10 protein-coding genes are annotated in these 13088 nt (G+C 63.0%); 9 read left to right on the top strand and 1 reads right to left on the bottom strand.

Features of this window, described 5'->3' with window-relative positions; translation table 11 throughout:
- The first annotated feature begins 32 nt into the window (after window positions 1-32).
- From flhB to HNQ40_RS13020, 9 genes are all read left to right on the top strand, one after another.
- On the top strand, window positions 33-1103 hold the full coding sequence (gene flhB, locus HNQ40_RS12980) for a flagellar biosynthesis protein FlhB (RefSeq protein WP_184678251.1): 1071 nt from the start codon (window positions 33-35) through the stop codon (window positions 1101-1103).
- A gap of 119 nt (window positions 1104-1222) precedes the next feature.
- On the top strand, window positions 1223-3466 hold the full coding sequence (gene flhA, locus HNQ40_RS12985; RefSeq protein WP_184678252.1) for a flagellar biosynthesis protein FlhA: 2244 nt from the start codon (window positions 1223-1225) through the stop codon (window positions 3464-3466).
- Window positions 3463-4794 (top strand): flagellar biosynthesis protein FlhF, encoded by a 1332-nt coding sequence (gene flhF, locus HNQ40_RS12990; protein WP_184678253.1) that lies wholly within the window; start codon window positions 3463-3465, stop codon window positions 4792-4794. Before flhA ends, flhF begins: the two co-directional genes overlap by 4 nt.
- Window positions 4791-5693 carry a MinD/ParA family protein gene (locus HNQ40_RS12995; protein WP_184678254.1) on the top strand — a complete coding sequence of 301 codons (903 nt, stop codon included), beginning with the start codon at window positions 4791-4793 and terminating at the stop codon, window positions 5691-5693. The genes flhF and HNQ40_RS12995 overlap by 4 nt, the downstream gene beginning before the upstream one ends.
- Before the next feature lie 253 nt (window positions 5694-5946).
- Entirely contained in the window at window positions 5947-6144 is a 198-nt protein-coding gene (locus HNQ40_RS13000) for a hypothetical protein (protein WP_184678255.1), read from the top strand.
- Window positions 6145-6245: 101 nt separating this feature from the next.
- Entirely contained in the window at window positions 6246-7067 is an 822-nt protein-coding gene (locus tag HNQ40_RS13005; protein ID WP_184678256.1) for a FliA/WhiG family RNA polymerase sigma factor, read from the top strand.
- A gap of 155 nt (window positions 7068-7222) precedes the next feature.
- Window positions 7223-8176: a sigma-70 family RNA polymerase sigma factor gene (locus tag HNQ40_RS13010; protein WP_184678257.1), complete on the top strand. Its 954-nt coding sequence runs from the start codon at window positions 7223-7225 to the stop codon at window positions 8174-8176.
- 205 nt (window positions 8177-8381) lie between these two features.
- A complete protein-coding gene (argS, locus tag HNQ40_RS13015) occupies window positions 8382-10139 on the top strand; it encodes an arginine--tRNA ligase (RefSeq protein ID WP_184678258.1) in 1758 nt (585 codons plus the stop codon).
- A gap of 107 nt (window positions 10140-10246) precedes the next feature.
- The gene (locus tag HNQ40_RS13020) at window positions 10247-10816 is read left to right on the top strand and encodes a DUF1802 family protein (protein ID WP_184678259.1); all 570 of its coding nucleotides are present in this window, start codon (window positions 10247-10249) and stop codon (window positions 10814-10816) included.
- A gap of 584 nt (window positions 10817-11400) precedes the next feature.
- On the opposite strand, the gene HNQ40_RS13025 is transcribed toward HNQ40_RS13020, so the two are convergent.
- A complete protein-coding gene (locus HNQ40_RS13025; protein ID WP_184678260.1) occupies window positions 11401-13038 on the bottom strand; it encodes a cellulose synthase family protein in 1638 nt (545 codons plus the stop codon).
- Window positions 13039-13088: the final 50 nt, after the last annotated feature.

Raw genomic sequence — 13088 nt, forward strand, 5'->3', positions numbered from 1 at the left:
AGCAGGATGCTGAGGCGCACCGAGAGGCTAGGATGGCCGAGACCGGGCAAGACAAAACCGAACAGGCGACACCGCGCCGCAAGACCGAGGCCCGCAACGACGGCAACCTGGCCAAGAGCCAGGACCTCACCGCCGCGGTCATGCTGCTCGCCGCGATCATCGGCCTCCAGGTCTTCGGGCTGCGCGTCTTCTCCAATATGCGGCACACCGTCGAGACGCTGCTGACCGGCGCTCACACCTCCAACCCCGCGAGGATCGATGACCTCGGGGCGATTAGTGCGTATTCGATGCGGGCGTTGATCGCGATGCTCGCGCCGCTGCTGCTCATCGTGACCGCCGCCGGGCTCGTTGCGGTGGTGGGGCAGGTCGGCTTCCTGGTCACCGGCAAGCCGCTCGTCCCCGACCCCAAGAAGCTCAACCCGATCAAGGGCATCCAGCAGATGTTCAGCGCCCGCTCGGCCGTGCGTCTGGTGATGAGCATCGGTAAGTTCATCCTCATCGGCGCGGTCGCGGGCTATGTGATCTACCGCGACATGGAAAAGATCCTGCACCTGGCCGAGCTCTCGTCGGTGCAGGCGTTCATCGTCAGCGCTCGGATGGTGTTCGAACTGGCCATGATCCTCGCGGCGCTGCTGATCGTGCTCGCCCTGCTGGACTACTGGTACCAGAAGTGGCAGCACAACAAAGACCTGATGATGACCAAGGAGCAGGTCAAGCAAGAAATGAAGGACATGGACGGCGACCCGATGGTCAAGCAGCGCCGGGCCCGCGTCGCCCGCCAGCTCGCCATGCAGCGGATGGCCCAGGCCGTGCCCAACGCCGACGTGATCGTCACCAACCCCACGCACTACGCCATCGCCCTCAAGTACGACAAAAACGAAAACCAGGCCCCGAAGGTCATCGCCAAGGGCGCCGACTTCATGGCCATGCGTATCCGGCAGATCGCCGCGCTGAATGGCATCCCGCTGGTCGAACGCAAGCCGCTGGCCCGTGCGCTGTACGCCGGCGTCGAGGTCGGCGAAGAAATCCCGCAGGAACACTACGCCGCCGTCGCGGAAATCTTGGCCTACGTCTATCGCCTCAGCGGAAACAAAGTCGCGTAAGGGATTTCGTATTGGGGATTTCGGATTTCGGAATCCCGCCACTCAAGTTTTCCGAAATCCGAAATCGTAAATCCGAAATCAGGCACTCTCTTTAACCAAACTTCCTCTCTTACGACCCCATGGCCCAAGTCACCTCCTCACCCCTGCCCGCTTGGCTGAACCGGCTCGACCGGTATCGGCCGTTGCTGGTGCCCGGGGCGGTGATCGGGTTGATCGCGGTGATCGTCGTTCCGCTGCCGCCGTTCCTGATGGACATGCTCATCGCGACGAACATCGCGCTGGCGGCGTTGATCCTGATGACGACGATCTTCGTGAAGTCGCCGCTGGAATTCTCGGTGTTCCCGGCCTTGCTGCTGGGCACGACCCTGTTCCGCCTGGTGCTCAATATCGCTACCACGCGTCTGATCCTCGCCGCCGATGTGAATTCGCCCAGCGAGGCCACGGCCGTGGCGGGCAAAGTGATCGAGGCGTTCAGCGAGTTCGTCTCCGGCTCGTCGATCGTCGTCGGGGCGATCCTGTTCATCATCCTGATCATCGTGCAGTTCGTGGTCATCACCAAGGGTGCGACCCGCATCTCCGAAGTCGCCGCGCGGTTCACCCTGGACGCGATGCCCGGTAAGCAGATGGCGATCGACGCCGACCTCAACGCCGGCATCATCGACGAAGGGACCGCCCGCCAACGCCGCGAAGACATCGGCCGGGAAGCCGACTTCTACGGGGCCATGGACGGTGCCGCCAAGTTCGTGCGCGGCGACGCGATCGCCGGCATCATCATCACCATCGTGAACATCATCGGCGGCTTCGCCGTGGGCATCGCGATGAAGGGCTGGTCGGCGGGCGAATCGATGGACGTTTTCACCAAGCTCACCATCGGCGACGGCTTGGTCTCGCAGCTCCCCGCCTTCGTCGTTTCGATCGGTGCCGCTTTGATCGTCACCCGCTCGGGCAGCCGGCGCGACTTCGGCGAAGAACTCTCCGAACAACTCGCCAGCCGCGGCGCGGCGCTCGGCATCACCGCCGCGTTCCTCGCCGCCATGGCGTTCACCGGGTTGCCCACCGTGCCCATGATGGCCTTGGCCCTGGTTTGCGGGGTGATGGCATTCTTCGCCAGCCGCAACCGATCTGCACAGGCCGCCGCTGAGGCGGACGAGCAGAAGAAGCAGGACGCCGCCAAGGACGAGCCCCCGCCGATCGAACAGGCCCTGGGCGTCGATACGCTCGAGCTCGAGGTCGGCTACGGCCTGGTACGCATGGTCGATACCAAGCAGGGCGGCGACCTGCTCGACCGCATCACCATGATCCGCCGCCAGCTCGCCGCCGAGCAGGGCTTCGTGATGCCGCCGGTGCGCATCCGCGACAACATGCAGCACCAGCCCAACGACTACCACTTCAAGATCCGCGGCAACAGCGTTGCCCAGGGCCAGGTCTACCCCGGCCAGTTCCTCGCGATGGACGGCGGCCTCGCCTCGCCCGACAACGGCGAGCTCAAGGGCGTCCGCGTCAAAGAGCCCGCCTTCGGCCTCAACGCCGTGTGGATCGACGCCGGCCAAAAACAAAGGGCCGAGTCGCTCAACTACACCGTCGTCGACGCCACGTCCGTCCTCGCGACCCACCTCACCGAGGTCGTCAAGAACTTCGCCGACGAGCTGCTGGACTTCGAAGAGACCAACAACCTCATCACCCAGCTCAAGGAGAAAGCCCCCAAACTCACCGAGGCCGTGCTCGAAGGCGACCCGCCGTTGGTCAAGCCGTCGGACCTGCAGAAGGTGTTGCAGAACCTCTTGGGCGAGCGGGTCCCCGTCCGCGACCTGGCGACGATCGTCGAAACGCTCGGCGAGTGGGCCCCGCGTACCAAGGACCTGGACGTACTCACCGAATACGTCCGCAACGCGCTGCGGCGCACCGTGTGCAGCCAGTACACCGTGCAGGAAGCCGACACCAACGACCCCGGCATGCAGGGCCCGGGCATCACCAAGCTCTACTGCGTCAGCCTCGACCCGGCGCTCGAAGATCAGATCCTGGGTTACATCGATCGCTCGGCCGAGGGCACAAGCATGTCCATGCCGCCCGTCGTCGCCAACCGCATCACCGCGGCGATCATCGAAGAAGTTCAGCGGCTCATCGGCGCGGGCCACAACCCGGTGGTGCTCGCGTCGCCGCAGGTCCGGGCCCAGGTGCGATCGTTGATCGAGCCGCACCTCCCGACGTGTGCCGTTCTGGGGTATAACGAGATTAGCAAAGGCGTCGAGGTCGAATCTTTAGGCCTGATCCAGTCCTCGGCCGAAACACCGAATCCGTCAGAACCGCCATTGACCGCGCCGGGACCGGTCGATGCGCCATCATTGCAAGGGGCTAGTCGTTGACGATCCGTACGTTCACTGCACGCACCATGGCCGAGGCATTGGCTCTGGTTAAACAAGAGATCGGCAAGCACGCCGTGGTCTTGCACACCCGCACCATCAAGCGTGGGGGCGTGCTTGGGATCGGCGCCAAGACGCTGATCGAAGTCACCGCGGCCGACGGCCGCGAGATGGCCCGGCAACGCCAACGCGAAGCCCAGCAATCGCCCCGGGTTAAAGCCCTCCGCGAAGCCGCCGCCGCCGAAGTTCGCGAACGCAGCAACATCACCGCCACCACGCCCGTCGAAGAGCAGACCGCGGGCGACCTGATCCGACGCACGTACCAGGCCGCACGCACGCAATTCGACACGCCCGCCGCCGTCGAAGCCGCCGACACCTACACGCCCGCCGCCCCGACGGTCGCCATGCCAGCGCCGATGCCCAGCACGCAGCAGGATGCGCAGATGGCCAAGGACCTCCAGGCGGTGAAGCAGCTCGTCGAACAGGTCGTGCAGAGCCAGAAGAAAGCTGAGGTCTTCGCCCAGGCCCCGCCCGAAGAAAAGCTGCCCGACCCGCTGGTCGAGCACTACTCCGCGTTGATCCAGCAGGAGATCGCCTGCGAGCTCGCCAACGAGCTGATCCGTGGCCTCGACTCGTCTGCCACCGATGATGTGCAGCAGGCCCTGCGTGATGAGGTCGCCAAGCTGCTGCCCACCGATCCGGACGCCGGCGAGTTCAAAGCCACCGAAGACGGCCGCCCCCGCACCATCGCCCTGGTCGGCCCGACGGGCGTGGGCAAAACCACCACCGTCGCCAAGCTCGCCGCGACTTTCAAGCTCAAGCAGAACAAGAATGTCGCCCTGATCACCGCCGACACCTACCGCATCGCCGCCGTCGAACAGCTGCGCACCTACGCGGGCATCATCGGCGTGCCGCTCGAGGTCGTGTCCAGCCCCGAGGAACTTTCCGCCGCTCTGGCCCGCCTGTCCCACGTCGACGTCGTCCTGATCGACACCGCCGGCCGATCGCAGCGTAACGCCGACCGCCTCGACGAATTAGCGCAGCTCATCGAAACCGCACATCCCCACGAGACGCACCTCGTGCTATCCTCCACGGCGTCCCAGCGGGTGCTGCTGGAGACCATCGAACGCTTCGAACAGATCAAGACCGATCGGCTGATCTTCACCAAGATCGACGAGGCGGTGACCTGCGGGGTGTTGTTGAACGTTGCTCAAAGGGTCAACAAGCCGTTGAGCTATATCACGACGGGGCAGGAGGTCCCTCACCAGATCGAGCCCTGCACTTCGGGCCGATTGGCGGAGTTGGTGTTGGGCTTGGAGGTGTTGGCATGAGTGTCGCCGATCAAGCGGCCGCGTTGCGCGGCCTGGTGGAACAGTACGAACAATCCAACGGCCCACGCGGCGCCGGGATGACGCGCGCTCAGCCGCGCCTCGCACAGACCCTCGCGATCACCAGCGGGAAGGGCGGCGTCGGCAAGACGACCGTCACCGTGAACCTCGCCGTGCAGCTCGCCCGCTTGGGGCGGCGCGTTGTCCTGCTCGACGCGGACCTGGGCACCGCGAACGCCGATGTGATGTGCAACGTCAACGCCCGATCCACGCTGGCCCACGTCGTGGCGGGGCAACGCGAGCTCGAAGACATCATCGTCGACGCCCCCGGCGGGTTCCGCCTGGTCCCCGGCGCTTCGGGGCTGGCGAACATGGCCAACCTCAGCGCGCACGAACACGACCGTCTCAACGCGCAGATGCGCCGACTCGAATCAAGTTGCGACGTATTGCTCATCGACACCGGCGCGGGCGTCGGGCCGAACGTGCTGAGTTTCTGTGTGGCCGCGGAGCGTTTGCTTGTGGTGACCACACCTGAACCGACTTCAATCACCGACGCTTACGCGGTGATCAAAACGATCAACGCGCAGACTTCGCACCCCGACATTCGCTTGCTGGTGAACATGGTGGAAAACGAAGCCGAGGCCCGCGCAGTTTTTGCGCGAATCAATGGGGTATGTCAGCGCTTCCTTGGTTTATCCCCAAATTACGCAGGGCATGTGGTGACCGACGCCAAGGTGTCACGCGCCGTGCGACAACGCCGTCCGTTTGTTCTCGACACGCCCAACACCAAAGCGAGCGTATGCGTGTTAAGCCTTGCTCACAGGCTGGATAGACATGCGATGGACCCGCGCCGTCAGTCCGCGGGGTTGATTAAAAAAATGGCGTCCTGGTTGAGGCATTGATCACTCAGGACACTTAACTTTAAACTTTTTCATTTATTTTTCCACGTCGCAAGGCAAAGGCCTTTTTTCGTGCGCGCGATTAGGTATATTCTTCCATGAAGCCTCATGGATCGGGGCTTGGATGAGATAGCCATCGGGTAACGGAGTACTGGCCATCACCTCTCGAGTCATCGCAACTTGTTTCGCCTTGACCAGCTTTGCGGGGGCTATTCTTGTCGGCATGATGGCCGGCAATCCTTTACAAACCATTTTCTTGCGTGCTCTGTTCACGATGATCGTCTGCTACGCCATCGGACTGGTCATCGGATTGATCGCTCAGAGCACCGTGCAACGGCATATCGAACAGCACAAACTGGATCACCCGATCCCCGGCGAAGAGATGGACCTCGCCGCAGTGTCGCGTGAGCTCGACAAGTCGTCGGGTAATCAAGCCCAGGCCGAAGCGGCCTGACGCTTTTAAGAATGTAGAGAGCGGGTGGAGGGCTTGTCCCTCCCCTTTCGAATGACAGGGGCCGTGAAGGATCACGGCGGGAACGGGCAAAGGATGGACCCATGGGATTGGCATTAGCCGCAAAACGCTATCAACGACTCGAACCGGTCGACCGCGATACCGCGAGCTCGCTCTGGTCGGCGTACCGGGAGTCGCCCGACCGCACGAACCGCAACGCCTTGATGGAGCTCTACCTCCCGGTGGTGCGTTACAACGCCCAGCGGATCCACCTCAAGCTCCCCGAGTCGGTCGAGCTGGGTGACCTCATCTCCGCCGGCACCTTCGGCCTGGTCGACGCCATCGAGGGCTTCGACCCCGAGCGTGGCATCAAATTCGAAACCTACTGTGCACCGCGCATCCGCGGCGCGATCCTCGACGAGCTGCGTTCCCTGGACTGGGTGCCTCGCCTCGTGCGTTCGCGTTCGACGCAGGTCGAGAAGGCCCGCCGTTCACTCACCGCACAGACCGGCGTTGCCCCGACCGACAGCGAACTCCGCCAACAGCTCGGCGTCGACCGTGACGAGTTCGCCAAGATCAAACGCGACTCCACCGCCGTGGGCACCGTGTCGCTGTCCCGCCGGTTCACCACCGAAGAGTCGGGCCGCGAGCTCGGCGAGATCGACGTGCTGCAAGACACCCGTCAGATCAACCCGCTGTCCGCCATCTCCCGGCGGGACCTCAAGGAACTAGTCACCAAAGGCCTCTCCCGTCACGAGCGCATGATCGTGGTGCTCTACTACTACGAAGCGATGACGATGCGCGAGATCGGGCGGGTCCTGGACTTATCGGAATCGCGTGTCAGCCAGATGCATTCGTCGATTCTGCTGCGTTTGAAGGCCCAATTGCAGCACAAAGCCAATGAACTGGCAGAGCTCAACGGATAAGCGGGACCGCCGATAACGAAATACTTGAATTTTTTATTTTTTCCTCATGACCCAAATTTAGATCACCGATGGATGAACGGGTGCATTGGGCACGGAAGTGTCCGGATAACCCTCGCAACCGGCCTCCATCACATCAACGAGCAGGGAACGACAACATGACCGCAGTGAAGGCCCGAGCGACCAAGCCTAAAGTCAAAAGCAAAACCAGCCCGAAATCTAAAGCGAAGTCGGCGACCAAGACCAAGCCCCGCGCTAAGGCGGCCGTGAAGGAAGAAGAGGCTGTCGAAGCCGTTCCCGCCAAGGTCTCCGCCGCTCCTGTTCCCGAGGAGCACACCAAGGACGAGATCGAGCAGGCCTGGGAGAACTACCACAAAGACAAGAGCGAAGCGTCCCGCGACGTCCTGCTCGAAGCCCACCTCCCGCTGATCCAGCGTGTCGTCGAACGCATCTCCCGCCGCCTCCCCGCGGAAGTGGATCCGGGCGACCTCATGCAGGAAGGTGTGTTCGGCCTGATGCACGCCATCGACCGCTTCGACCCCGAACGCGGCGTCCGCTTCACTACCTTCGCCACCCAATCGATCAACTCGGCCGTCCTCGACTACCTCCGCTCGATCGACTGGGCCCCGCGCCTCGCTCGCAGCCGTTCGCGTAAGCTCAACACCGCCAAGCAGACGCTCACCAAAGAGCTCGGCCGCGAGCCGGACGAAGAAGAACTGTTCAAGCAAATGGACATGTCGCGGAAAGAGTTCCTGCTCACCGTTCGCGACGGCTCGCTCACCAGCACCGTCAGCCTCGCCGCGGGTGCCGACGCCCCCGACGCCGAGGGCGGCTACACCGGCCTGGGCCAGGTGCTCTCCGACAACACCGCCGCTTGCCCCGTTACCGAGAGCCATCGCCGCAACCTCAAGGACCTGGTCACCGGCAAGCTCAGCCGGGCCGAGCGCCTCATCGTCGTGCTCTACTACTACGAGCAGATGAGCATGAAAGAGATCGGCGTCACGCTCGACCTCTCCGAGTCGCGCGTCAGCCAGATGCACAGCTCGATCATGGCCCGCCTCAAGGTCCAGCTCGCCGACCGCATGGACGACTTCCATTCGCCCAACGAATAAGCGCCCCGCCACCAACGAAACCTCCTTCGGCAACGCCGCGATCGTCGCGGCGTTGTTGTTTTACAGGCATTCCCACACCCAAGCCCCACAGAACCCCACGCCGACGCTGAGCCGCAACGCGGCGAAGCGTCTGGTACCAAACCTGCATAACCCAAGCCCACTCCCAGCCCCGCCCCCAACCACACCTGCTACCATCTCCCGCGATATGAGCGACCTGCAATCCACCCTCGAATCCCGCCTGCAGCAAGCGGTTTCCGCCGCGCTCGGCCCCGACCACGCCGACGCCGACCCGGTCATCCGCCCCAGCAACAACCCCAAGTTCGGCGACTACCAGGCCAACCTCGCCATGGCCCTGGGCAAGAAGCTCGGCCAAAAGCCCCGCGACGTCGCCGAGAAGATCGTCGACGCCCTCGACTCGGATGGTTTGTTCATCCGCGTCGAGATCGCCGGCCCGGGCTTCATCAACCTCACCCTCGATCCCGCGCTGCTCAGTACCCAAGCCGCCGCGATGTCGGCCGACGCCAACCTGGGCATCGCTCAGGCCGATCCACAGCAAACCGTCGTCATCGACTACTCGGCGCCCAACGTCGCCAAGGAGATGCACGTCGGCCACCTCCGCTCGACGGTCATCGGCGACGCGCTCGCCCGCACCTTCGACGCCGTCGGCCTCAAGACCATCCGCCAGAACCACCTCGGCGACTGGGGCACGCAGTTCGGCATGCTCATCACCAACCTGCTCGACACCGGCTTCGACCCCCACGCCCCCGGAAGTGACAACGCCTCCCCCGGCGAACTCACCAAGATCTACAAGGCGGCCAAGCTCCGCTTCGACAACGAACCCGAATTCGTCGAACGCGCCCGGCAACGCGTCGTCCTGCTCCAAGCCGGCGACGAAGAAACCCTCGCGGTGTGGAAGGCGCTAGTCGAAGATTCCAAACAATATTTCGACACGGTCTATCAACGCCTGAACGTGCTCATTCAGCCGGAAGACGCCAAGGGCGAGAGCTTCTACAACGACCGCCTGCCCGGCGTCATCGAACGCCTCGAACAAGAAGGGCGGTTGCAGAAGAGCCAGGGAGCCGACGTGGTTTACGCCGGCGACTTCAAGGACCGCGACGGCGAGCCGCTGCCCATGATCGTCCGCAAGGCGGATGGCGGATATCTCTACGCGACGACCGACCTCGCCGCCGCGATGTACCGCGCCCACGACCTCGGGGCGAGCCGGGTGGTGTACGTGATCGGGCTGCCGCAGAAACAGCACGTCGAGATGTTCACCACGATGCTCTACGAGTACGGCTGGATCGAGAAGTCCGTAAGAATGGACTTTGTCGGCTTCGGCTCGGTGCTGGGCAAAGACAAGAAGATGTTCAAGACCCGCAGCGGCGAGACGATCCGCCTGGTCGATCTCATTGACGAGGCCGAGGCGAAGGCCGAGGCCGCGATCGCCGAGAAGAATCCCGATCTGCCCGAAGACGAACGCAAAGCTGTCGCTCAGGCGGTGGGGGTGGGTGCGCTAAAGTATGCCGACCTGTCGAGCGACCGGGTGAAGGACTACGTTTTCGACTGGGACCGCATGCTCGCGCTCGAGGGCAACACCGCGCCGTACCTGCTCTACAGCTACGCCCGCATCCGCTCGATCTTCCGCAAGGGCGAGATCGATTTTGATGGGTTAGCCAGCGATCAACTCGCGGTGAGCGAACCCGCCGAGCGTGGGTTGGTGTTGCAACTGCTGCAGTTCGCTGGCGTGGTGGAGAACGTGGCCGACACGCTCGAGCCGCACCGCTTGTGCAACTATTTGTACGAGTTGGCGACGCGGTACCACCGCTTCTTCGAGCAGTGCCCGGTGCTCAAGGCCGAGGATGAAGCGACCAAGCAGTCGCGTTTGGCGTTGTGTCACCTCACCGCCCGCACGCTCGACCGCGGCCTGGGCCTACTCGGTATCCAAGTCGTCGAACGCATGTAATTCCCCCCCTTAGCCCCCGGCTCTGCCGGGGGGGACGTTATTGGTGGCGTTGGATAACTTTGCGGCGACCCCCGGCAGAGCCGGGGGCTAACGGGGTTGGAGGTTTCATGATCGACATCGCACTCAAAGAATGGGCCTGCGTCTGCGACCTGCTCGTCGAGGGCAGGGCCTGCCTGCTCCTCCGCAAAGGCGGCGTCCACGAAGACGGCGGCCCCGGCCGATTCAAACTCGAACACCACCGCTTCGCCCTTTTCCCCGCCTGGGAACACGAAACCCTCGAATGGATCAAACCCGAGTTCCGCCCCGACCGCGGCCCGATCACCGAGGAGCCGGACGAGATCGAACTCAAAGGCTACGCCGAGCTCGCGGGCATCTGGGAAGTGCCGTCACGCGAGGCCTTCGACCAACTCGACGACCTGCACCCCTGGCTCCCCCCGCAGATCGACATGCGTTTCAACTACAAACCCGACCGCCCGCTCTACGCGATGCTCGTCAAAGCGTTCCGTTTCAACGAACCCAAGATCATCCCCAACCGCCGGAAATTCGCGGGGTGTAAAAGTTGGGTGCCATTGGAACTTGGAGATGGGATTACTCTGGGTAGTGAGTGTCAGAGTATTCCGAAAGCTCGGCTGAATACGCTTCTTGATTCGGTGGAGCAGCGTTTGTCGGCGGAATAAGCCCTCGCATTCGGTAGCATGCATCGGTTAGGACACGGGTTAGCTCTTCGCAAGTCGTATAGTCGAGTTGAGTGGTCACTACGACCGGGTGAGATATCTCTTCGATGAGTAGATAGACACCGTAGACCATTTCACCGTTGCTTAGGTCTACGTTGCCATCGGGTTGCACGTATCGCAGGCTGTTCAGGGGGTATCGACTGGATACCGATTTGCGGCCATGACCTAAGGTCTTCTTTATGGTCTTTCGGTTGATCCGAAGGCGAGCGTACATCTCGTTGCTGCACATGATTGCTTGAATTGTGCGATCCCATGCCTCTTGCAGAAGAGGCGGAAGAAAAAGAAGTAGGGCGAGTGAATACATCCAAAAGTCACGTAGGTACAGCCATGCAAGACACATCGCACCAAGCAATAGGAAGGAGATAGAAATACTCAGAATCGCCTTTCGAACGAATACTGGGCGAGATTCGGGCTCGGGCGCGAGGGCGGGGAAATAGATTTCGAACCGACGGGGTGTGTCTTCGGTGATCAGGAAAGTTCCACGCTCGACAGCCGGTGGGGAATTTACCATCGAATTTGAATTGTAATCACGCAGCCGCAAGACGCGCGCTGCGTTTTTGTTGGCGGGCGGCGAGCCAGCCGCGGGCGTGGATCGCCAAGCTGTTGAGGCCGACGTAGAGGTAGCCGCTGGCGAAGAGCATGAGGAAGGGCAGGCTCACGGCGGAGTTGAGGTTGCCGGGCTGCACCGAGAGGATGCCGCAGTAGACCATCAGCAGGCCGAAGGCGATCTCGATGAAGGTGATCCAGAGCTTGAGGCTGGGGATCGGGATGACCGACAGCTTGGACTTGGCGGGCTTGGGCTTGGCGTCGTTGTGCGGGGTGATGGGGGCGGTTTCGGTTTCGCCGGGTTCGGTGGTGCCGAGGTTGTCGCCGTACTTGGGGGTGCGGATGAAGGGGGACTCGTGGCCGAGGAGGGCTTCGAGGCAGGCGATGGCGTTGTTGAGCGCGATGCCGATGCCGATGGACATGAGCATGGGGACCTGGAGCAGCGTCAGCCAGCCGCTGCGTTTCTGGGCGCGTTGGCTGGTGATGTAGAACGCGGTCGCCGAGGCGGTGCCGAGCATGAACAGGCTGATGCCCAGGAAGACGCCGGCCCAGGTGCCGTCTTCGAGCGGCTGGACGTTGACGTACACGGCCGGGAAGAACAGCAGCGCGAACAGCGAGATGTAGAGGTACACCATCGGGCTGGTGAGGTGGAAGAACGCTTCGAGCTTGATGTGCAGCGGGACTTTGGCGCGGAAGAGCGTGGGCAGGAGCTTGATCGCGGTCTGGATCGAGCCCTTGGTCCAGCGGTGCTGCTGGCTCTTGAACGCGTTGATCTCCGGCGGGAGCTCGGCGGGGCAGGTCACCTGCGGGAGGAAGAGGAACTTCCAGCCCTTGAGTTGGGCGCGGTAGGACAGGTCGACGTCTTCGGTGAGCGTGTCGTGCTGCCAGCCGCCGGCCTCTTCGATCGCGGCGGCGCGCCAGAGCCCGGCGGTGCCGTTGAAGTTGATCCAAGCGCCGCTGCGGTTGCGGGCGGTGTGTTCGACGACGAAGTGGCCGTCGAGGAAGATCGCCTGGCCTCGGGTGAGCAGCGAGTCTTTGCGGTTGAGGTGGGCCCAGCGGGTCTGCACCATGCCGACTTTGTCGTCGGTGAAGTGGTGGACGGTGCGCTTGAGGAAGTTGGCGGGGGGGATGAAGTCCGCGTCGAAGATGGCGATCAGTTCGCCAGTGGCCTCGGGCATCGCTTCTTGGAGAGCGCCGGCCTTGTACCCGGTGCGATCGACGCGGTGACGGAACATGATGTCCACGCCCTTTGCTTTCCAATACTCGACGCGGTCGGCACAAATCAGCTTGCTCTGGTCGGTCGAGTCGTCGAGCACCTGGATCTGCAGGCGGTCGGCGGGGTAGTCGATCTTGCAAGCGGCGTCGATGATGCGCTCGGCGACGAAGCCCTCGTTGAACATGGGCAGCTGGATAGTGACGCGGGGCAGCTCTTCGAAACGGGTCGCGGGGCGGGCGACTTGTTTGCGGTGGCGGTTGAAGAGGAAGACCAGCCAGTAGCGGTGCAGGCCGTAGGTGCCGATGAGGGCGATGAGGAACACGTAGCAGAAGGTCAACGGCCACCGCAGCGGGACGAGCAGCTCGGCGAGGTCGGGGGAGAAGAGTGAAGCGATCGTTGACATAGTGGGGTGAGCCTTGATGCCGGGATGGGGCGGCGGGCCGTGGTGTTTGG

It is taken from the genome of Algisphaera agarilytica (assembly GCF_014207595.1).
Lineage (GTDB): Bacteria > Planctomycetota > Phycisphaerae > Phycisphaerales > Phycisphaeraceae > Algisphaera > Algisphaera agarilytica.